Origin of the sequence: Kocuria massiliensis, assembly GCF_900169715.1 — a bacterium.
GTDB lineage: Bacteria > Actinomycetota > Actinomycetes > Actinomycetales > Micrococcaceae > Rothia > Rothia massiliensis.
This window is the reverse complement of the sequence record NZ_LT835161.1, coordinates 1049548-1070369: the sequence shown is the minus strand read 5'-3', so window position 1 is coordinate 1070369 and position 20822 is coordinate 1049548. Positions and strand designations below refer to the sequence as shown.

Annotated in this window: 18 protein-coding genes; 6 read left to right on the top strand and 12 right to left on the bottom strand. The window is 59.8% G+C overall.

The annotated features are described in order from the left end of the window. Positions 1–95: 95 nt before the first annotated feature. The 3 genes from B9Y51_RS09140 (at position 96) to B9Y51_RS09130 (ending at position 4806) form a co-directional block, all read left to right on the top strand. On the top strand, positions 96–2705 hold the full coding sequence (locus B9Y51_RS09140) for a DEAD/DEAH box helicase (RefSeq protein WP_048678222.1): 2610 nt from the start codon (positions 96–98) through the stop codon (positions 2703–2705). A gap of 14 nt (positions 2706–2719) precedes the next feature. Continuing rightward, the gene (locus tag B9Y51_RS09135) at positions 2720–4150 is read left to right on the top strand and encodes an alpha/beta fold hydrolase (protein ID WP_085529467.1); all 1431 of its coding nucleotides are present in this window, start codon (positions 2720–2722) and stop codon (positions 4148–4150) included. A gap of 146 nt (positions 4151–4296) precedes the next feature. Further along, complete coding sequence (locus B9Y51_RS09130) at positions 4297–4806, top strand: GNAT family N-acetyltransferase (RefSeq protein ID WP_048678619.1); 510 nt, start codon at positions 4297–4299, stop codon at positions 4804–4806. A gap of 81 nt (positions 4807–4887) precedes the next feature. On the opposite strand, the gene B9Y51_RS09125 is transcribed toward B9Y51_RS09130, so the two are convergent. Next, positions 4888–5658, bottom strand: coding sequence for an SOS response-associated peptidase (locus tag B9Y51_RS09125; protein WP_085529466.1), 771 nt, complete (start codon positions 5656–5658; stop codon positions 4888–4890). Positions 5659–5892: 234 nt separating this feature from the next. Next, positions 5893–6582 (bottom strand): lipoyl protein ligase domain-containing protein, encoded by a 690-nt coding sequence (locus B9Y51_RS09120; protein ID WP_238651012.1) that lies wholly within the window; start codon positions 6580–6582, stop codon positions 5893–5895. Positions 6583–6712: 130 nt separating this feature from the next. Between B9Y51_RS09120 and B9Y51_RS09115 the strand changes: the two genes are divergently transcribed. Next, a complete protein-coding gene (locus tag B9Y51_RS09115) occupies positions 6713–8230 on the top strand; it encodes a SulP family inorganic anion transporter (protein ID WP_342742330.1) in 1518 nt (505 codons plus the stop codon). 111 nt (positions 8231–8341) lie between these two features. On the opposite strand, the gene B9Y51_RS09110 is transcribed toward B9Y51_RS09115, so the two are convergent. The 6 genes from B9Y51_RS09110 to B9Y51_RS09085 all read right to left on the bottom strand — a co-directional run bounded on the left by B9Y51_RS09110 (position 8342) and on the right by B9Y51_RS09085 (position 14611). Beyond that, positions 8342–9055, bottom strand: coding sequence for an SRPBCC domain-containing protein (locus B9Y51_RS09110; RefSeq protein WP_085529464.1), 714 nt, complete (start codon positions 9053–9055; stop codon positions 8342–8344). 196 nt (positions 9056–9251) lie between these two features. Continuing rightward, positions 9252–10226, bottom strand: a complete 975-nt coding sequence (gene nrdF / locus B9Y51_RS09105) for a class 1b ribonucleoside-diphosphate reductase subunit beta (protein WP_048678613.1) — start codon at positions 10224–10226, stop codon at positions 9252–9254. A gap of 141 nt (positions 10227–10367) precedes the next feature. Next, positions 10368–12488, bottom strand: a complete 2121-nt coding sequence (gene nrdE / locus B9Y51_RS09100) for a class 1b ribonucleoside-diphosphate reductase subunit alpha (protein WP_238651050.1) — start codon at positions 12486–12488, stop codon at positions 10368–10370. Positions 12489–12517: 29 nt separating this feature from the next. Beyond that, the gene (gene nrdI, locus B9Y51_RS09095) at positions 12518–12982 is read right to left on the bottom strand and encodes a class Ib ribonucleoside-diphosphate reductase assembly flavoprotein NrdI (protein WP_048678212.1); all 465 of its coding nucleotides are present in this window, start codon (positions 12980–12982) and stop codon (positions 12518–12520) included. A gap of 36 nt (positions 12983–13018) precedes the next feature. Next, on the bottom strand, positions 13019–13255 hold the full coding sequence (gene nrdH, locus B9Y51_RS09090) for a glutaredoxin-like protein NrdH (protein ID WP_048678210.1): 237 nt from the start codon (positions 13253–13255) through the stop codon (positions 13019–13021). A 315-nt stretch (positions 13256–13570) separates the two neighbouring features. Continuing rightward, on the bottom strand, positions 13571–14611 hold the full coding sequence (locus tag B9Y51_RS09085) for an App1 family protein phosphatidate phosphatase (RefSeq protein ID WP_085529463.1): 1041 nt from the start codon (positions 14609–14611) through the stop codon (positions 13571–13573). Between the two features lie 311 nt (positions 14612–14922). Between B9Y51_RS09085 and B9Y51_RS09080 the strand changes: the two genes are divergently transcribed. Then, on the top strand, positions 14923–16326 hold the full coding sequence (locus B9Y51_RS09080) for an anion permease (protein WP_085529462.1): 1404 nt from the start codon (positions 14923–14925) through the stop codon (positions 16324–16326). 53 nt (positions 16327–16379) lie between these two features. Continuing rightward, entirely contained in the window at positions 16380–17051 is a 672-nt protein-coding gene (locus tag B9Y51_RS09075) for a metal-dependent transcriptional regulator (RefSeq protein WP_048678202.1), read from the top strand. A gap of 73 nt (positions 17052–17124) precedes the next feature. Here the strand turns inward: B9Y51_RS09075 and B9Y51_RS09070 are convergent, their stop codons facing one another. The 4 genes from B9Y51_RS09070 to B9Y51_RS09055 form a co-directional block, all read right to left on the bottom strand. Beyond that, positions 17125–17409, bottom strand: a complete 285-nt coding sequence (locus B9Y51_RS09070; protein WP_085529461.1) for an antibiotic biosynthesis monooxygenase family protein — start codon at positions 17407–17409, stop codon at positions 17125–17127. 182 nt (positions 17410–17591) lie between these two features. Continuing rightward, the gene (locus tag B9Y51_RS09065) at positions 17592–18023 is read right to left on the bottom strand and encodes a cupin domain-containing protein (RefSeq protein WP_245826123.1); all 432 of its coding nucleotides are present in this window, start codon (positions 18021–18023) and stop codon (positions 17592–17594) included. An 812-nt stretch (positions 18024–18835) separates the two neighbouring features. Beyond that, the gene (locus B9Y51_RS09060; RefSeq protein ID WP_085529460.1) at positions 18836–20353 is read right to left on the bottom strand and encodes an FAD-dependent oxidoreductase; all 1518 of its coding nucleotides are present in this window, start codon (positions 20351–20353) and stop codon (positions 18836–18838) included. Then, the gene (locus tag B9Y51_RS09055) at positions 20344–20661 is read right to left on the bottom strand and encodes a winged helix-turn-helix transcriptional regulator (protein WP_281252106.1); all 318 of its coding nucleotides are present in this window, start codon (positions 20659–20661) and stop codon (positions 20344–20346) included. The genes B9Y51_RS09060 and B9Y51_RS09055 overlap by 10 nt, the downstream gene beginning before the upstream one ends. Positions 20662–20822 lie beyond the last annotated feature (161 nt).

Here is a 20822-nt window from a genome sequence, read left to right as displayed (position 1 = left end):
AACTCCATTATGCCCTCGGATCGTTGGGATTCCGGGCCCAAGAGACTCGATGCAGGCCCGTCATGGGCCGCCGAGTCCCGGTAGCATGGGAGTCAATGAAACTCCTTGAAGCACTCGACCCCCGCCTAGCCGGACCCGACCATCAGTATTTCCGAGGGGACTACGCGTCGAATCCCCTCACTGGCGACGAAATCTACGAAGGTTTCACATCGTGGATCGCCTCGCGGGATATGGAGCTTTACCCTGCTCAGGACGAAGCCGTCTTGGAAATTGCGGCCGGAGCCAACGTCGTCCTTGCTACCCCTACGGGATCCGGAAAGTCCACCGTGGCCGTGGCTGCTCATTTCGCTGGGCTCGCCCGTGGACAACGCTCGTATTACACGGCTCCCATCAAAGCTTTAGTCTCCGAAAAGTTTTTTGATCTCTGCGAGATCTTTGGCCCTGAAAACGTCGGAATGATCACCGGGGATTCTTCGGTCAACGCTCAGGCGCCCATTGTGTGCTGCACCGCCGAGATATTGGCGAATATCGTGTTGCGGGAAGGAGAAGGTGCCGACCTGACACAGGTCGTGATGGACGAATTCCATTTCTATTCCGACCCGCAACGCGGTTGGGCATGGCAGCTTCCGCTTCTTGAATTGCCGCAGGCACAATTCCTGCTGATGAGCGCCACTCTGGGGGATGTTTCCCGGTTCGAACGCGAACTCACCGAATTGACGGGCCGACCTACGGCTTATGTCACGAGTTCGGAGCGCCCCATTCCGCTGAACTACTACTATTCGGAAGAGCCCGTCCACGAGGCCATCGAAGAACTCGTGACGACCAACCAAGCGCCAATTTATGTGGTGCATTTTTCCCAGCTCCAGGCGATGGATCAGGCGCAGGCTCTCATGAGTATTTCCGTGCTCTCCAAGGAGGAACGCGAACGGGTTTCAGATGCCATTGCCGGGTTCCGATTCTCATCTGGCTTCGGCAAGGTGCTCAATAAAATGGTCCGACACGGAATCGGGGTGCACCACGCGGGGATGCTTCCCAAATATCGGCGGCTCGTGGAGCAACTGGCCCAAACCGGGCTTCTCAAAGTCATTTGCGGCACCGACACCCTGGGCGTCGGCATCAATGTGCCCATTCGCACCGTGCTCATCACGGCTTTGTCCAAATTCGATGGCGAACGCACGCGTCGTCTCAAGGCACGAGAATTTCACCAGATTGCGGGGCGCGCCGGCCGGGCAGGCTTCGACACCGCCGGCACCGTGGTGGTTCAGGCTCCCGAACACGACATCGAGAACGCGAAAATTCTCGAGAAGGCCCGGGCCAAATTCGATGGTGATGAAAAGAAGATCGCACAATCGACTCGGGGAAAGAAGAAAAAGCCTCCTCAGGGGTTTGTGGCATGGTCCCGGAAGACTTTCGAGCAACTCGTCTCGGCCGAGCCTGAGCCCCTGACTTCGAGTTTCACGGTGACTCACTCCATGATGTTGAACCTCCTGGCCCGTCCGGGTGACCCATTTGTGGCGGCGAAAAAGCTCCTCACCGAAAATGATGAGCCTCGGCCGCGACAGCGTGCTCTGATCCGCAAGGCGATCGGCATCTACCGCGAGCTCCTCGCCGCGGGAGTCATCGAACGCCTCAGCGAGCCGGACGAAGAAGGTCGTACGGTTCGCTTGACGGTGGAGTTGCAAGATAACTTCGCGCTGAATCAGCCATTGTCGCCCTTCGCTTTGGCCGCTTTGACGCTGCTAGACCGAGATGAGGCTACCTATGCCCTCGATGCCGTCTCGGTGATTGAAGCAACCCTCGAGAAGCCCCGCCAGGTCCTCAACGCACAAGAAAAGAAGATGCGTGGAGAGGCTATTGCCGCGATGAAGGCCGAGGGTTTGGACTACACCGAGCGTATGAATGCCGCCGAGGACATCACCTATCCGCAGCCCCTCGCCGACATGCTAGAGGAGGCCTTCGAGACGTACCGTTCCGGTGCCCCCTGGATTTCGGAATTTGAGCTGGCGCCAAAATCCATCGTTCGCGACATGTACGAGCGCGCTATGGGGTTTGGCGACTTCGTGCAGTATTACCAACTCACACGTTCCGAAGGTATTCTCTTGCGGTACCTTTCGGACGCGTATCGGGCATTGAAACAGACGGTGCCCATTTCCTCGCTTACGGATGATTTGGAAGACCTCATCCAGTGGCTCGGCGAGCTGATCCGCCAGACCGATAACTCCCTCATCGACGAGTGGGAGAAAATGACGTCGGGCGAAGCAGCAGAGCCGACGCAAGATTCTTTGGAAGAACTCGTCGCGGAATCTGCACCTCGTCTCACCGATAATCGTCGCGCCTTTACGGTCATGGTGCGCAACGCCATGTTCCGTCGCGTCGAGCTCTTTGCCGATGAACAGGAACAAAAGCTCGGCGAACTCGATGCGGATTCAGGGTGGGATGCGGATCGCTGGGCCGATGCCTTGGACGAGTACTTTGACGAGTACGACGATATCTTCACCGACGCCTCAGCCCGTTCCCCGCGTCTGCTCACGATTGATGAACACGATGACACGACGTGGCGCCTACGGCAGACCTTCTCTGATCCGGACGACAACTTCGATTTCGGCATCACGGCGACGGTGGATCTCTTATCATCAGACGACGTCGGGGCCCCTGTGATCCGCATCGATCACGTTGGCTCTTTCCGCGATGCCGTCCGAAGCTGAAAGGACACGGAATCATGACGACGTCGACACCGGGCCTACGGCCTGTGCCCCACAGTATTGGCCCTAGCCATCGCGTCGGTGACCTGCACATCACCGAGATGACTTTTCAGGTGCCGCTGGCCCACGCCTGGGAATGGTCGCACGACACGCCCTTCGGGGAATCTGACGTGTATGGTTTGCGCGACGAAACCGTCGACTTATTTGCTCGAGTAGTGACGCACACCGGTGATCAAGCACATGGGGCGCCGGAGAAGCGGCCATACCTGGTGTATCTCCAAGGTGGACCGGGGATGCCGTCACCGCGTCCCCTCGCGGATCATGGCTGGGTCAGCCGCATGGCGACCGTATATCGCGTCGTCCTTTTGGACCAGCGTGGGACCGGTCGGTCCACGCCCTTGACAGCCCAAGGCCTGGTTGCTCGCGGAAATGCAGCCCAACAAGCGGCCTATTTGGAGCACTTCCGGGCCGATTCGATCGTTGCCGATGCCGAGTCCGTACGCGCGACGTTGACCCGCAACGAGCCCGAGAAACGATGGGCAACCCTCGGGCAGAGCTTCGGCGGCTTCATCACCTTGAGCTATCTTTCCTTCGCACCGCAATCGCTGCTTCATTCCTGGATGACCGCCGGACTGGCTCCCCTTCATGCCTCCCCTCACGAAGTTTACGAATCGACGTTTGACCGCGTGGCCGAAAGAAATCACGAGTTTTATTCGTGGTACCCAGAAGATCGCGACCGCGCTGTACGGATCGCGGAGCTGCTGCGTCGCGAAAATATCCAACTTCCGAGCGGTGAAGCGCTGACTCCGCATCGATTTCAGATGGTGGGTCATCGACTGGGTGGAAATTCTCGAGTTCACGGTCTGCATTACCTTTTGGAATCGGCATTTGCGGAGGGCGATCAGCGACTCTCCGAAGCATTCCTGACCGATACACATCAAGACATCACTTTTGCCGGAAAACCGCTCTACGCCCTCATGCATGAGGCGATTTACTGTAACGGCCCCGGCGTGAGAAGTGGCTGGGCCGCTGATCAGGTCCGCACATCCCGCGAAGATTACCGTTCCGACGCCGATCCCCTGATGCTGACCGGGGAGATGATTCACCCCTGGTATTTCCGGGAAGACCCCGCATTACGGCCTCTAGCGGAAACCGCAGAGGTCCTGGCCGATAAGGACGATTGGGGTCGTCTCTATGACCTCGACGCCCTCAGCACTAATGAGGTTCCCGTTGCGGCCAGCGCGTATCGCCATGACATGTACGTGGATTACGATCACGCGTTACACACCGCGAACTCGGTTGCCAACCTTCAGACGTGGACGTCTGAAACCCTTCATCATGACGCGCTCGCCAACGACACGGACCAGGTTCTCGAAGGGCTGGGAACGATCCTTCGTGAGACCGGTGCGATAACCCAACTACCAGTAGATTCTGACCACACAGGATAAAATTTTCTATAACGCGATAACCTGGGTATAGATCCATTCGTCGATCGTCACCACTAGGCTCCGCGAACGCCCTCCGGAGGATAGGCTAGTGACTACAAACATACGGTTACGGAACGTGGCCGGTGGGAATCATTCGGGAGGTTTTCGTGAGCGGCACGATCACACTTATTGGAAAGACGTGGGCCAACACTCGCCCCCTCAAGGTTTCGACTCGCCCCGTCACGCAAGAGGATGCCGACGGTCTGGCAAAGCTCTTCTTTGCCTCGTACGACGACGTCGACGTCGTCGGTAGCCAGGCCGAGGCGCTCGAAATCCTTCACAAGGTTTTCGCCGGTGACTACGGAAACCTGATTGAGTCGGCATCCCCGGTGGTGGTTGATGACAACGGTCGTATCGTTGCGGCCGCGATCGTTCTCGACTCCCGTGTGGGTTCCGGAGTTCCCAATACGCCGTACGTTTTCGAGCTGTTCACGGCCGCTACCCGCCGTCGTGAAGGATTCGCCGAGCAACTGCTTCGTATTGCGATTGATCAGCTTCATGAGCTGGGTCATGAAGAGGTTGCGCTGCGCATCGCCGAGGACAACTCCGCCGCTTTGGCCTTGTATCTGACCTTGGATTTCAAGCGTTGGATCCCGGAGGATGACTCCGAACTCTGAAGGTAGCTTCGAGCAAGGCCCCCGGTACCGCTGGTCCGGGGGCCTTGTCGTATCTCGTGGGTCTGGTCAGGTGATGGAATCTTAGATCAAGCGCTCCACCGGTTGAATAAGCTCTGGTCCATTATGTGCCACCGACCCGACTTCACGCCCCACCTCGGTGAGGACCCATTCCCGCGCGACGTCGTAGGCTTGGCCCCGAATGCGTTCCACGGCGACGTCGGCCTCTTCCTGTGCCCGCATCCAAACAGACAGCTCGTCGTTGTCGTCACCCGAATACCGGAGCGGGATAGGGAGCCTGTCATGGAGTTCCCCGAGTTCGTTCAACGTCTCGGAGGAAAACTTTTCCGCGTCGCTTTCTCCGGGCGAAGGCATCGTCAAAATCGTGGTGGATAACAGCCACTCCCCCGCGTGCTCTCCCTCCGGGATCTTCCACCACTCGTAAAGCCCTGCGAAATAGATGTTGTCGTCGGAATTCTCGGGATGCACATAGAACGGGGTCTTCTGCGTTCTACCCCCAGTCGATGGAGTCGATTTTTTCCATTCGTAGTATCCAGTGGCCGGTATGGCGCAACGCTGGGATTTAACGGCATGCCGGAAGGTGGGTTTCTCGGTCACGGTTTCAGACCGCGCGTTAAAAGCTCGCGATGAAAAAGACTCGTCCTTGGCCCACACGGGAAGCAGGCCCCAACGAGCCCCGTGAATTTCTCGGGTGAAACCGCCGTCATTGGGGTGATCGACCAGAATAGGCACGGTGTGAGTCGGCGCCACGTTGTAATTGGTGAGGGATTCTTCAAGCTCGACTCCGCCCAGGAGGTCCCCCGAGGCTCGGGCGATAACGTACCGTCCACACATTCTACGAACCCTCTACTTCCTTGATGTACCGGAGTTCATGGTCGGCTATCACTGGGTCCACGGACACTCATCGCATCTTGGAAGCACCTTGTTAGACGGCTTCTCCGGATGTCTCAGCCGTCACAGATTGACCGTTGTCATCCTCATTATTGCCGGTGTTGTGTCAATCGTGGGCTAAAAAAATGAACACGACACCTCTGATGACAACGATAACCCTTGCTATGTGCTGCTTCCCTAGCCCGCAGAGTTATTCACCAGCCACCGTTCGTAGTGCTCCTGCACCGCGTCCTCCACGTCTTCGCACTGGAGTTCCGGCACCGCCTGATTGGCCGACCCGATGGTTCCTGGGTCAAGGGGTAGATTGAGGTGCTGATACGCCTCGGTCAGCACTGCCTTGAGCGGTTCAGGACGCGCCACCACGATGCCCGCAGAAAACCACCATGCTCCCGCGATGACTCGTTGAGCGGTGCCCACAAGCTTGATCTTGCGGCCGGTGGCGTCGAGCCCATGAACGCTGAATTCACCGGGACAGTATTCCCCGGGGATCTCTCCCACATCTGCCTCGATGCCAAGGTCACGGAGCGCACCCGCGTAGAGTTTTCCGAACTCTCGGTATCGGCGCATGTTGCCGCTTGTGGCGTCGTCGTCGGCGAAGAGATGATCCACGATGAGGCAGTCGCGGTGGTATGCGGCGGCCCGACCCCCGACTTTCCTGACGGAGGCCGAGAAGCCGCGTCGAATGCAGGCCTCCCGAGCCGCGGCAAAGCCAGGGTTGAGCTCGTCCCGTCGGCCAAAACCGACCACCGGTTCCGGACGGGAGAATCGCAGTACCGAGCTTTCCTCACCCGCTGCTATCCGTCGGAGACGGTCAATGGTGGACCCGAAGGATGTGGGTGTCTGGTCGTCGGCACGTTCAATGAGCATGGTCGTCCTCATGTGTAGGTTTCAACGAGAGATTACCTTGACCCCCGAAAAGAAATCTTCGCGAGAATCTCGGCACCTCCTTCCGATACTCTTGGATTCGGCATCCCCACCTCATCAGGAGCGAATCTTCGTGGCCTTTTTGGCATCCCCCGTGGCGGCTCAACCGCTAAGTATCGCTCAAGCGATCAGGAACCCTCGTACCGCTCTGACAGAAGTCCTCGCCGGTATTGTCACGTCTTTAGCCTTGATACCTGAGGCCATGGCTTTTGCCATCGCCACCGGCTTGGATCCTCGCACGGGTCTGTTCGGAGCGGTCATTATCGCTTTCGTCACCTCCGTGTTTGGTGGTCGTCCCGCGATGGTCTCCGCGGCTGCAGGTTCCGTGGCGTTGGTCGCCGCGCCTCTCATCGCCAGTCACGGTGTTCAATACTATTTTGCAGCCGTGATCCTCACCGGTCTCTTTCAAATCCTTTTGGCCATGCTCGGCGCTGCGAAGCTGATGCGATTCATTCCGAGGTCGGTCATGAAGGGGTTCATCAATGCGCTGGCCATCCTGATATTTAGTTCGCAAATGCCAGAGCTCATGGGGGTTCCATGGATGGTCTACCCACTGGTCGCCCTGGGGCTACTCATCGTCTTCCTCCTGCCCCGCTGGTTCACTCTGATCCCCGCACCGCTGGTCGCGATAGCGGCGGTGACGGCGGTTTCGCTACTCGTGGGTGGACATGTGCCCACCGTCGGTCAGACGGGCTCGCTACCGGAAGGGTTACCAGCATTCGGGCTTCCTCACGTGCCGTGGTCTTGGGACCTGTTCGTGGCCATAGCACCGGTGGCTTTTGCGATGGCCGTGGTCGGCCTGATCGAGTCCCTCCTGACGGCAGCGTTGGTCGATGACCTCACCGATACCCCGTCACGGAAAACACGGGAATCATGGGCGCTCGGGCTGGCCAACGTCGTCTCGGGACTCTTCGGGAGTTCGGCAGGTTGCGCCATGATTGGGCAAACAATGATCAACGTGAAGACCGGAGGCCGCACGCGTTTGTCCTCGTTGGTGGCCGCGGCCTCGGTACTCGCGCTCATTCTGAGCTTGCACGGGGTATTAGCGGTCATTCCGATGGCTGCGCTCGCCGCGGTGATGGTCTACGTAGCGTTCACAACCTTTGACTGGCACTCCGTGCGGCCACGGCTCCTGCGGCGCATGCCCTGGTCCGAAACTCTGGTCATGGTGCTGACCGTGGTGGTGACCGTAGCGACCCACAATCTGGCATTAGGAGTAGCCGTTGGGGTGATGGCTGCGATGATTGCTTTTGCGCGGCGCGTGGCACATTTGGTGGAAGTCACTAGGATTCCGGAGTACGACGGCGATGAGCTCGCCTCCGTGCGCTATGGCATTGACGGGACTCTGTTCTTTGCCTCCTCGAACGACCTGTACGAGTCCTTCCACTATGCCGAAGACCCCGAACGAGTGACCCTTGATTTTTCCCAGGCCAGGATCAGGGATGCTTCCACGGTGGCAGCACTCGACTCGATCATGGACCGGTATCGACGGGGCAGGCACCTGGTGAAAGTCGTTGGGCTGGACCCGTCCTCCGCTCGAATCCATGAGCGCCTCACCGGACACCTCAATCGAAGCGACGGCGCAGATTAGGCAACGGGGGACGACTCAGGGCGTGTGAAGCCAGCCTTGATGCTGACATCACACGCCCTGACTCGAAATCTGGCGACGAAATTCGCCCCGCGAAAGCCGGCGCTTGTGAAGCTACGCCTGGTTCGGAGCTTCCTCACCGCGGTAGAAGGCCTGAGTACGTTCGGCCTGTGAGCGCGCGGTCGCCTCGTCGTCGCCGGCCTTCACCTGCGCGGCTTCCCATGCTTTGCTGGAATCCTCGATGAAACGATTGCCCTCTTCCGAGCCTTCCAGCGCGGCCATGCGTTCGCGCACCGTCGCCGCCCGTCCCGAAAGATACGCGTGGAGTGCCAAGAACGCGCCATCCCAGCCGACGCCGGTCGCTCCTGCGCCGTAGGTGTCCCAGTGCTCGTCGGCCGGAACACGATGCCGAAGCGTCAACGAGGAGCCGGCTTCGGTCTGCGTGATGGAGATCTGCAGTTCGCCGATTTGTGAGCCGTTTTCCCAGGACACCTGGAGCAATCGGGGCGCGTCGAAGATCTCGACGGTGCCTTCGGTTCCGGTCTTGCCCGTCCTGAAGCGGCGCCTTTCCTGAGAAATGATGTCGACCGGTTCGAGCCACACACCCAAGGACTCCGGCGTCGTCAGGGCCTGCCAGATGTCGTCGGCGGAGTTTGTAAAGGTCTGCTCCAGCACGACGACGTGGTGCGACTGCTTGTTCCCGACCTGACGGTACACCCGGTCTATCTGAAGCTCTGTGGGTGACTTGGTGGACCTCGGCTGTGACAGGGCCGATTCCCCGCGGTGGTGGGTCTGGGATTCCTGCTCCGACGTTGCAGCATGTGCCACGGTGTGACTCCTAACCTAGGTGATCTTCACCTCGAGAATACGGCGAGCTGCTACCGTGGCGCGACTGGCTCCCCTGTGAGTGAACGAACCTGCTCCGTGACTGCGCGGCTGGAACGACAATGCCCGGGCCGTGGTGTTCCAACGGCCCGGGCAATTCTCAAGTCACAGCATTCTCATCGTGTGACGACGACGGGGTTTAGAAGTCCCAGTCCTCATCCTCTGTATTGACGGCCTTGCCGATGACGTAGGACGAACCCGACCCCGAGAAGAAGTCGTGGTTCTCGTCCGCGTTCGGGGAAAGCGCCGAGAGGATCGCCGGGGAAACGTCGGTCACGGACGACGGGAACATCGCCTCATAGCCGAGGTTCATCAACGCCTTATTGGCGTTGTAGTGCAAGAACTTCTTGACGTCCTCGGACAAGCCGACGCCGTCGTACAACGAGTGCGTGTAGGCCACCTCGTTTTCGTACAACTCGAACAGCAGCTCGAAGGTGTAGTCCTTAAGCTCTTGCTTGCGCTCCGGGCTGGCTTGTTCCAAACCACGCTGGTACTTGTAGCCGATGTAGTAACCGTGAACGGCCTCGTCGCGAATGATCAACCGGATGAGGTCCGCGGTATTCGTGAGCTTGGCGTGGGAGGACCAGTACATGGGCAGGTAGAAGCCCGAATAGAAGAGGAAAGACTCGAGCAGCGTCGAAGCAACCTTCTTCTTCAACGGATCATCGCCCTGGTAGTAATCCATGACGATGTTCGCCTTCTTCTGCAGGTGCTCGTTCTCACGGGACCAGCGGAAGACCTCGTCGATCTCCTTGGTCGAGCACAGCGTCGAGAAAATCGACGAATAGGACTTGGCGTGCACCGACTCCATGAACGCGATATTCGTGTACACGGCCTCCTCATGAGGCGTAAGCGCGTCGGGCAAGAGAGCGACGGCGCCGACGGTCCCCTGGATGGTATCGAGCAAGGTCAAGCCCGTGAACACCCGCATGGTCAGCTGCTTCTCTTCGTCGTTCAGCGTCGCCCACGACTGAACGTCGTTGGACAGCGGAACCTTCTCAGGAAGCCAGAAGTTGCCGGTCAACCGATCCCAGACCTCAAGGTCTTTCTCGTCCGGAATGCGATTCCAGTTGATGGCCTCAACGTTGTGGACCAGTTCGACCTTTTCGCTCATCATGGCAGGCGGGACTCCTTTGGGCGCGCTGGGCGCGTCATCGCGGGTGATGGTGGTGAAGTTTTCGATGGTGATGCGCTCTCTGAACGCATCGGGTGTCGGGGAGGGCCGGACGTCCATCCGACCCTCCCCATCACGGTATTACAGCATGCAGGAGACGCAGCCTTCGACCTCGGTGCCCTCCAAAGCGAGCTGACGCAGTCGCACGTAGTAGATCGTCTTGATCCCCTTGCGCCACGCGTAGATCTGAGCCTTGTTGATGTCACGCGTCGTGGCCGTGTCCGGGAAGAATAGCGTCAAAGACAGACCCTGATCCACGTGCTGCGTGGCGGCCGCGTAGGTGTCGATGATCTTCTCGTGGCCGATTTCGTAGGCATCCTGGAAGTACTCAAGGTTGTCGTTATCCAGGTACGGAGCCGGGTAGTAAACGCGCCCGAGCTTACCTTCCTTACGGATCTCGATCTTCGAAGCGATCGGGTGGATCGAGGAGGTCGAGCCATTGATGTAAGAAATCGAACCGGTCGGCGGGACGGCCTGCAAATTCTGGTTGTAAATGCCGTGCTCCATGACGCTCGCCTTGAGCTCTTCCCAATCGGCCTGAGTGGGAATGTGCGTTTCGGAGAACAGTTCACGGACACGCTCGGTGGCCGGCTCCCACGACTGCTTGACGTACTTGTCGAAGAACTCACCCGAGGCGTAGCTCGACTTTTCGAAGCCTACGAAGGTTTCCCCGCGTTCGATGGCGATCTTGTTGGAAGCCCGCAACGCGTGGAACAACACGGTGTAGAAGTAGATATTCGTGAAGTCGATACCCTCTTCCGAACCGTAGAACACGCGTTCACGCGCCAGGTACCCGTGCAGGTTCATCTGCCCCAGGCCAATCGCGTGCGACATCGAATTGCCTCGGGCAATAGACGGCACCGATTCGATCTCGGACATGTCCGAGACGGCCGTCAACCCACGGATGGCAGTTTCGATGGTTCGGCCGAAGTCCGGGGAATCCATCGTCCCGGCCACGTTCAAGGAACCGAGGTTGCAGGAAATGTCCTTGCCGATGTGGTCGTAATCCAGTCCCGGGTTGTACTCCGAGGGCTGCGAGACCTGAAGGATCTCCGAGCAGAGGTTGGACATGATGATCTTGCCGTCGATCGGGTTAGCCCGATTCACGGTGTCTTCGAACATCACATACGGGTAACCGGATTCAAACTGGATCTCGGCGAGCGTCTGGAAGAACTCACGGGCGTTGATCTTTTTCTTCGCGATGCGCGAGTCGTCGACCATCTCGTAGTACTTCTCGGTGACGTTCACGTCCGAGAACGGCACGCCGTAAACGCGCTCGACGTCGTACGGCGAGAACAGGTACATGTCCTCGTTCCGCTTCGCGAGCTCAAACGTGATGTCCGGAATGACGACGCCGAGTGAGAGGGTCTTGATGCGGATCTTTTCGTCCGCGTTCTCCCGCTTGGTGTCCAGGAATCGGTAGATGTCCGGGTGATGTGCGTGCAGGTATACGGCGCCGGCACCCTGACGAGCACCCAGCTGGTTCGCGTAGGAGAACGAGTCTTCCAGGAGCTTCATCACCGGAATCACGCCAGAAGACTGATTCTCGATCTTCTTGATGGGCGCGCCCGACTCACGCAGGTTGGTGAGGGCAAAGGCCACGCCTCCCCCACGCTTGGACAGCTGCAGAGCGGAGTTAATGGAGCGACCAATCGACTCCATGTTGTCTTCGATGCGCAGGAGGAAACAGGAGACGAGTTCGCCGCGTTGCTTCTTGCCCGCGTTCAGGAAGGTAGGAGTTGCCGGCTGGAAACGTCCGGAGATGATTTCTTCGACGAGCTGCGTCGCGAGGGTTTCATCACCCCGTGCCAGGGCGAGCGACACCATGACCACGCGGTCCTCGAAACGCTCCAGGTAACGCTGTCCGTCGAAAGTTTTCAGCGTGTAGGAGGTGTAGAACTTGAACGCCCCGAGGAAGGTCGGGAAACGAAACTTCTTGGCGTAAGCGAGCTTCGAGAGGGACCGGATGAAGTCCATCGAGTACTGCTCCAGGACCTCGGGCTCGTAGTACTGATGCTCAACCAGGTACTTGAGCTTCTCTTCGAGGTCGTGGAAGAACACGGTGTTGTTATTGACGTGCTGCAAGAAGTACTGGCGCGCGGCCTGACGGTCGGCGTCGAACTGGATCTTGCCGTTCGCGTCGTACAAATTGAGCATCGCGTTGAGCTCGTGATACCCCAGGCCCTTGTACTTCTCCGGGATGGTGGGGTCGTCGTGACCGCGTTCAGAGCTTACGTCGCGAGTGGGGAGTTGTGTTTCCAAAAAGCTTTCAATCCTTCGTTAACGCGGGCAACATCGTCGCTGGTGCCCATGAGCTCGAATTTATAGAGGACGGGGACACGGCATTTGACGGCAATTTTGTCCGCCGCGATGCAAAAGTGTTCCCCGAAGTTGGTGTTTCCCGCGCCCATGACTCCGAGCATCAGTTCCCGGTTCTGGGGAACCTGCAGGAATTTCATGACCTGAGGCGGGATGGCTCCGCCGGAACGGGGCCGTCCGTAGGTGGGAACGCACAGGACGTACGGACGATCCATATGGATCGTCTCCTCGCCGGTGCGCAATGGAAGCCGAAGTGACGCGGCGTCCACCTTGTCAACGAATTTCTGGGTGTTTCCGGAGACGGAGGAGAAGTAGACGATCAGTGGTTCGTCGTCCGTCAACGGTGCGCCACGAGAAGTTTCGAGCGCAGTATCCATGAGGTGCTCCCGAAATCTACGAGTGAGCGGTTGAGGTTAGGAAGCGAGGGCGACGTCCAAGGTCGAGATCTTGTCCGGGCGGAAACCCGACCAGTGATCATCCTCGGTGACGACGACGGGGGCCTGCATGTAGCCCAATCCCTTGATGTGCTCGAGAGCCTGGCTGTCCTCGGTGACATCCACGACGTCGTAGGAGATGCCTCGCTTGTCGAGGGCACGGTAAGTCGCGTTGCACTGGACGCAGGCGGGCTTGGTGTAAACGGTGATTGACATGGTTTCTCCTCGTGCCATGGGATGGGCGACAGGTGCTCTGAGCAGTTTTACCTGCTTCCTCGAGCGACGTCGCTGGGTTCGAATCAATACTACATCTTGTGTTGGCTTCCAGAAGAGCCCCCAACATATGTGTTTTTGACCGCCAAAGTTATCCCCAGGGTGTGCACACAACAAGGATGTAATTCGTGGAGCGTTCCGCCGCGAAATCGCACGGTCGATGCTTTCCTGACGGACGCTCGACCACAGGTCTGTCCACAGAATCCGTCACCTAAAATTCATGAGAAACACGACGACACTCGCGTGTCGCGAATGACCTCACAAGAGGTCGGTGCGCTTGAGCTTGTCGCAGAGAGTCGCGCCGTCGTTGGCCTCCATCCACAGTGAACCTGCGGCAATTTCCCGGGCACGGTCGTCTCCCCAGACCCGGCCCGACGCCAAGACGGACTCGCCGACGGTGAGATTACGAATAATGATGGCAGCAACGTGCTCGGGGTACCTCAAAGCGAAGCCGTTATAGATGTCGGGATCGCTCTGACCGTCGTCGCCAATGAGAATCCACTTCATGTCCGGGAACTCACGGGCCAGTCGTCGCAACGAATTGACCTTGTGGGCCGCGCCCGAACGGAACCACCTCGTCCTTGTAGGGCCCCAGTCGGTCAGCAGAAGTGTGCCTTCCGGATAGGCATTTCGAGACAAGAACCGGCGAAGGGTTGGCGCGACATTCCACGCTCCGGTCGATAGGTACATCACCGGCGACGTCGGGTGGGCCCGATGAATGCGTTCGAGTAAGACGGGCATTCCGGGGGTCGGCATACGTGCGTGCTCGCTCAGCACAAAGGAGTTCCAGGCCGCCAAAAGCGGGCGAGGCAAAGCGGTAACCATGACGGTGTCGTCGACGTCGCAGATGATGCCGATGTTTTCGTCCTCGGGAACCACATACACGCTGGACGAAACCGTCTCGGATCCCTCCATGCTCATGGTCACTTCATGCACGCCAGGCTCGAGGGTGATGTCGAGGCTCACGTCGAGGACCCCTCCACGGTCGGAGGACACCTGAAATTGCTGTCCGCCGATCGTCACCGTAATTTCTGCGTAGGAAATCGGGACCGAGGTGAAGGAGCGCCAGCCGCGTGCCGGGCTGCTGGCTCGTTGATCACCCGAGAACGTCTCGCTCAGTTCCGAAAACAACATCGTTTTGTATAGGGCACGCCCCAAAACCCTGACCCACTGGGTGGATCCGTAACCCACGAAGGGCACGATCGCGGGCTCGTTGCCAGCTTTAATGGCCGCCTTTTCACGACGTTCGTGAATTCCATCGGCGATGCGGTACCCCAGGTTCACCGCCTCACGACTCATGGACGGTGTGCGGCGCGTCTTCGCGTGGTTCCTGCGGATGCGGGGCCGAGATAGAGGCATGTGTCCAGTTTGTCACAGAGGTTCGGCAAATCAGGCTCACGCCGTGCTGTCAATGTGGCGAGGGGAACTCGGTTTTTGGCCGTTCCAGGCCCCACATCCGGACGTCGCGGACCTAAAGTCGAAAGGGGTTGATCCAGGGCATAACGGGCCCGGGTACCCATCAGTCACGTCAAACTTTTAAAGGACACATCGTGAGCAGTAAGACCGTTGCACCCCAGAAACCCAAGGGTTCAGCTGGCAACACGAAATCCATGACGCTGAAGATCGCCCTGATCCTCATCGTCACGGCCGCTATCTATCTCCTCCCGGTTCCGGAGGGTGTGGATCCCCGAGGAATGCATATGGCCGGCATTTTCGTCGGCACGATCCTGGGGCTCATTCTCCAGCCGCTTCCCACCGCTTCGGTGGCCATCGTTGGTCTAGCCGCTGCGATGATCACCGGGACGATGAACGCCAAAAAGGAAGCGCTCATGGGCTTCGGCGATTCCACGATCTGGCTGATCGTCGCCGCCTTTTTCATCGCCGACGGATTCCTCATCACCGGTTTGGGCCGACGGATCGCGCTCTTATTTGTCTCGGCGCTCGGGAAATCTTCCCTCGGCCTCTCCTACGGCATGGCCCTGACCGACCTGGTGCTCTCCCCCGCGACGCCGTCGAATACGGCCCGCGCCGGCGGCGTCGTGTATCCCATCGTTGCCTCGCTCGCGACCGTCAACGGCTCTACCTCGGAGAGCGACGAATCCCGCAAGCGGCTCGGTGCCTACCTCTCGATGACTTCGGTCCAGGTCAATACGATCACCTCGGCTATGTTCGTGACCGCCATGGCCGGAAATCCGTTGGCCGTCAGCTTCGCTTCCCAGCACCATGTCAATATCACGTGGGGCGGGTGGGCACTGGCCGCCGCACTTCCGGGTCTGGTTTCACTCATCACGATGCCGTGGCTGATGTCCAAGGTTTACGCGCCGACGCTGAAAAAGACCCCCGACGCCCCCGCCCATGCCCGGGAACAGCTGAAGGAACTCGGCAGCATGTCCCGCGGAGAGTGGATCATGTTGCTGACCTTCGTGGTCCTACTCATCCTGTGGGTCTTGGGTAGCTCACTCGGTATTAACGCGACGACGGCGGCCTTCCTGGGCATCGCGATTCTGCTCGTGACTCGCGTCCTGACGTGGAAGGATATGGCCGCTAATTCGGGCGCTTGGTCCACGCTGATCTTCTTCTCCGTCTTGGTCGGCATGGCCACACAACTCAACGCACTGGGTGTGATGAGCTGGATCGGAAATTCGGTGGGCAATATGGTGGGCGGATTCCCGTGGCCCTTGGCGTTCGCGATCCTCGCGCTGAGCTACCTCTACGTCCATTACTTCTTCGCCTCGAATACTGCCCAGGTGGTGGCGATGTACGCCGTCTTCCTGGGGGCAGCGATCTCGACCGGCACGCCACCCATGTTTGCGGCGATGATCCTCGGCTTCCTCGGCAACCTGATGGGCGGACTCACCCACTACGCGTCGGGTCCCTCCGGCGTGATCTACGGATCGGGCTACGTGTCCACACGCGAATGGTTCCGCGTCGGCTTCATCGCTTCGGTGGCCAACGTGATTATTTGGGGCACGATCGGTACCGCGTGGATGGCCCTTCTGGGCATGTGGAACTGACCCGCTCCTGGTCACCGTGAAACCCCTGGGCGTTTGTTCGTAAGATGGGGAGCATGTCCGTCTCGCAGCTCACCGACAGCACACAGAACTACCTCAAGACCATCTGGTCCCTTAACGAGTGGTCAGATAGCCCTGTAACCGCCTCGGCGATTGCGCAAACTACGGGCTTGCGGTTGTCGTCGGTTTCCGACGCCGTCCGCAAACTCACGTCCCAGGGGTTACTCACCCACGCTCCCTACGGCGCCGTGACGCTGACGGACGAGGGTCGCTCGCACGCCGTCGCGATGGTTCGACGGCACCGACTCCTCGAGACCTTTTTGGTGGAAACTCTCGGTTACACCTGGGATCAGGTACACGACGAGGCGGAGGAATTGGAGCACGCCGTCTCCGATTTCATGATCGACCGGATCGACGAGGTCCTGGGCCACCCGGAAAGGGACCCCCACGGGGACCCGATCCCTGGACGCGACGGAACAATATCTACTCCTGAAGCGCATCGTCTCACGGACACGGAACCGGGACGGCCGGTGACGATTGAACGAATTTCCGATGCCGACCCGCAGCTGCTTCAGTACTTTTCTGCGAAGGGGCTGACAGTCGGCGTGCGGGTCGAAATCTCCCCCGGCGCACCGTATTCGGGTGGACTCGAGGTGCACATCGCCGGGAGCGAGGACAGCCTCTCATTGGGACGCGAGGCGACCGACTCCGTCTTTGTCTCCGCCTAGAAATTCACAGTCGAAACGACAATGGCCAGCACGGGTATAAAACTGACCCGGCTGGCCATTGCCATGTCATGAATTAGTCGAGATCGACGACCTCAAACTCCAGCATTCCCTCCGAGGTCGACACCGTGGTCTTCGGATCCCGTGCCTGCCGTTGGGATGCCCAGTTCTGGAAGCTAGACTCATCGGCCCAATGAGTAATGACGTAGTACTCCTTCTGCTCGCCAACGGGACGTAGCAGTTCGAATCCTTGAAAACCGGGTGCAGAGTCCACAGAGTGCTTTCGCTCCGCAAATCGATGCTCAAGTTCCGGGCCCACGCCTTCGGGGACGGAGAGTCTATTGATCTTGACGACGGTCATGTCGGCCTCCTTGCAGCTTTCGATAACCCGAGCTTAAGTCGGCTACTTCGGCCCCACCATGCAGTAGATCACTTTCCTGGCGCCCCGGCGACGGCCCATAGGAAGCGCCTGGTCAACGCGATGGTGCCTGCACCAAATCTTGTGGATGTTCCCGGCATCTAGCCGTCACCGGGTAAGGGACTCTATTCGTCGTCCTGCGTGGTGGGCAGAGCGCGGTACTCTTCGTCGGAGACCGGCTCCAGCCACTCGTTACTGACGTCCTGACCGGGCGTAATGAACGCGACGTGTGAGAACCATGCGTCAGCCTTCGCACCGTGCCAATGCTTTGTCCCGGCCGGTACTCGGATCGTAGTGCCTGGAACCATGCTGATGGGCTCTTCGCCTTCCGCTTGGTACCAACCCGAACCGGCGGTGCACAGCAGAATTTGATCCCCGCCGCCGTCAGCGCCGTGATGGATATGCCAGTTATTCCGGCAACCAGGTTGGAAAGATACGTTCGAGACCGGGACTGAGCCATCTGTCAGCGGAGCGAGGTAGCTCTGCCCGATGAAGTACTCGGCGAAGGCCTCGTTGGGCTCGCCTATGGGGAACATCTGCTCGAAATCGTTGCTCAAAGTTCTCTCCTGCTGTTGCCTGCGATGCATGTGACTTATCAGCGGCCCAAGGGCCGTATACAGAGACGGCATGTGTCGGTGACTTCATTGACGCTCGGCCTTACCGGTCGCCGTCTGTATTCGTGCCAAAGCAACACCACCGATCAGACCTGCATCTCGTGATGTGATTCCACGCTATGCCTATCTCAGGTTGAGTGCCAGACCCGCCTGGTACCGCCCCTTTTCCCCACAAACGGCGGTTCCTAATAACCGGTCGGATTTTCCTGGCAACGCGAAAACAAGACCGGGCAATTATGGCTCCACCCCGGGGTCTCCTTGACCTGCGCGATCCGGTTAGCTTCCTGCGTCTCCTTGTCCGTCCAGAACTCGCAGTACCATCCCGGCTTCAGTGATGGGCTCGGGTATCTGACCATATCCCGATCCCGAACCAGCGCGACGCCGGCAGCGGTATCAGGTGGCGATCATCAGGTCGTAGTACGGCGTTGATACCCAGACACCACCGTCTTCAGGGGTTGATAACGGAGTGCCCCCCCCCTGCGCACTCGCCCTCACTGGAGAGCGTGGCCATCCTCGCCTCGTTGACGGTGCATTCACCAACTCGAAAGACGCAGCTACCATGTTTAGTTCAGCGCAGCCGCCTATTCCGCAGGAAAGCTCTCCTGCAACTTTATCGTCACTACGATTTCGAGCGTCGTCTTGCCTGCACTGACTAGCGAGGCACCATTGTTCGCTGGGCTGCTTCGTGCTCGGCGATGGCGCGGTTCAACGCCCGGATGATCTGCCAGATCGGGTCGACGTCGTCCATGGTCGCCCTATCGTGCCTCGGCTGAGCCGGGCGTGATCGCCAGGGCGCGGTCGACGAGCCGCGCGACATCCTCCGCGCAGGTGACGACACCCGTCAGCATGCCGTCGGGACGGAGAAGGTGGCCGGGAGCGCGACCATAAGTGCTCGCCCACCGAGCCGAATGTCGGGGGTCAATGTCGGCAGGGTGGACCGACACGGCGTGCACTCGCGGGTCATCAGCCGCGAGATCGTCCGCGGCGATAAGCGTGAAGCTGCGGGAGTCGAGCAGGTCGAGGATGCTGCGCCCGTCGCGCAGAGTGAGGTGCGGGGCGCGGGTGCCATCGGCCATGGTCGGCGTAGCAGGGTCGTCGAAGCCGGCGGTGTCGTCGGTGCCGTAGCGGATGCCGAGCGAGAGGCGTAGCGCGTCGACCTGACCGTCGGCTTGCACCTGCCCTGGTGCCTTCCTTGACCGAAGGAGTGCCTGGTCGACGGTCAGCTGGTCGATGGGCCGACGCTCGGCCTCGTAACGGTTCAGGAGCCGCTCGGGGGCGTTGCCGCGCACGACTGCCGCGAGCATCCATGCGAGATCGTGCGCATCCTGCACTCCAGTGTTCCCGCCGAGGCCGCCATAGGGCGGCATGACGTGCGCGGCGTCGCCTACCAGGAACACGCGGCCGGACCGGAACCGGTCCGCGACAAATGCGCCGGTGCGCCAGAACGCGATGTCCTCCAGTGCCGGCTGCACGTCGGGCAGCCCGGTCGCCGCTCTCAGCACTTCGGTCAGCTCGTCGGCGAGGTCGCTGGGGTCGCGGCCTTTCCACTCGGGGCGCACGTACGTGCCCAGCTGCCACCGACGATCGGCACCATTCCCGCGAGCGAACAGGAATGCGCCCGCCGCACGGCAAAACACCGCGTCCGCAGTGCGTCCCCGGAGCGCGGGCTCCAGGTCAGCTCGGAAGAGCGCGCTCACGGATTCGCCGGGCACCTCGGTTCCAGACATCGCGATGCCGAGCTGCTGGCGCAGCCCACTCCGGGATCCATCCGCGGCCACCACGAACCGCGCCCGGATCGTCTGCTCGCCGTTCGGTCCATCGATGCGGACGTCGACCGCATCAGCCAGTTGAGCGATCTCACTGGCGGTCGTGCCGAAATGCACTTCCGCTCCGAGCCCCCTCGCGGCGTTCAGGAGGATCGGTTCGAGACGCTGCTGGTCGCAAGAGAAGGGCGTGGTCGGGCTGAGGTCGGCGGCTTCGACTTCCTCTGCCGGCGGCGCGATCCAACTGGTCAAATCGCCGGAGAGGGAGTCGGCCACCACGAAACCGCTGCTCGGCTCCCCCGCGGACCGGACTGCGCTCTCGATCCCGATCGATCGGTAGAGCTCCATGTTCCGCACCGTCACCAAGCGAGCCTTCGGATGCACGGACGTCGAGGGGTGCCGCTCGACCAGCGTCGTCGCCACGCCCTGACGCGCGAGGAACGCGGCGCTCGCCAACCCGACGAGACCACCTCCCACGACGAGAACTTCTGTCTCAGTAGTTACTCCCATCCAATAACTATATAGGGATACAAAGTCGCCGAGGGCCGATTTGGGTCAGCTGTCGGAGTTTCGGCGGCGTCGATGATGTCCATAACGCCCCCCTCCAGTGGGGTGAGTTCGTATTCGACATGCGGAGGATTGACGCGAAGGCCGCAACGGGTAATGAAGCCGTTGCGTTTCATGTCACGCAAGGTCTGCGCTAGGACTTTGGCTGTGACGACGCCGACCATCGAGCGCAGTTCGGTGAAACATCGGGGCCAGACGCGGAGACAGACGCCGATCATGCCACCCCCTTGCCACTTATCTGAATCGGGAATTCCGATGGGGGGGGGGGCAGGCGGCGTCGATTAGCGCAGGTCGGACCCCTGCCTGATTAGTCATCATGGGCTCTCGGTATCGTTGAAGTAACCAGTTGCCCAAAGACGCCGTCACGTCTTAGCGGACATCACAAGAGCTCCCGTACTTGCTCGGATCGCCG

Coding starts and splice junctions, on each gene's coding strand:
- B9Y51_RS09070 (WP_085529461.1), bottom strand. CDS start 17,409: ATGACCGTCGTCAAGATCAATAGACTCTCCGTCCCCGAAGGCGTGGGC.
- B9Y51_RS09125 (WP_085529466.1), bottom strand. CDS start 5,658: ATGTGTGGACGGTACGTTATCGCCCGAGCCTCGGGGGACCTCCTGGGC.
- B9Y51_RS09075 (WP_048678202.1), top strand. CDS start 16,380: ATGTCCGTCTCGCAGCTCACCGACAGCACACAGAACTACCTCAAGACC.
- nrdI (WP_048678212.1), bottom strand. CDS start 12,982: ATGGATACTGCGCTCGAAACTTCTCGTGGCGCACCGTTGACGGACGAC.
- B9Y51_RS09135 (WP_085529467.1), top strand. CDS start 2,720: ATGACGACGTCGACACCGGGCCTACGGCCTGTGCCCCACAGTATTGGC.
- B9Y51_RS09085 (WP_085529463.1), bottom strand. CDS start 14,611: ATGAGTCGTGAGGCGGTGAACCTGGGGTACCGCATCGCCGATGGAATT.
- nrdF (WP_048678613.1), bottom strand. CDS start 10,226: ATGAGCGAAAAGGTCGAACTGGTCCACAACGTTGAGGCCATCAACTGG.
- nrdH (WP_048678210.1), bottom strand. CDS start 13,255: ATGTCAATCACCGTTTACACCAAGCCCGCCTGCGTCCAGTGCAACGCG.
- B9Y51_RS09060 (WP_085529460.1), bottom strand. CDS start 20,353: ATGGGAGTAACTACTGAGACAGAAGTTCTCGTCGTGGGAGGTGGTCTC.
- B9Y51_RS09080 (WP_085529462.1), top strand. CDS start 14,923: ATGACGCTGAAGATCGCCCTGATCCTCATCGTCACGGCCGCTATCTAT.
- B9Y51_RS09140 (WP_048678222.1), top strand. CDS start 96: ATGAAACTCCTTGAAGCACTCGACCCCCGCCTAGCCGGACCCGACCAT.
- B9Y51_RS09120 (WP_238651012.1), bottom strand. CDS start 6,582: ATGCTCATTGAACGTGCCGACGACCAGACACCCACATCCTTCGGGTCC.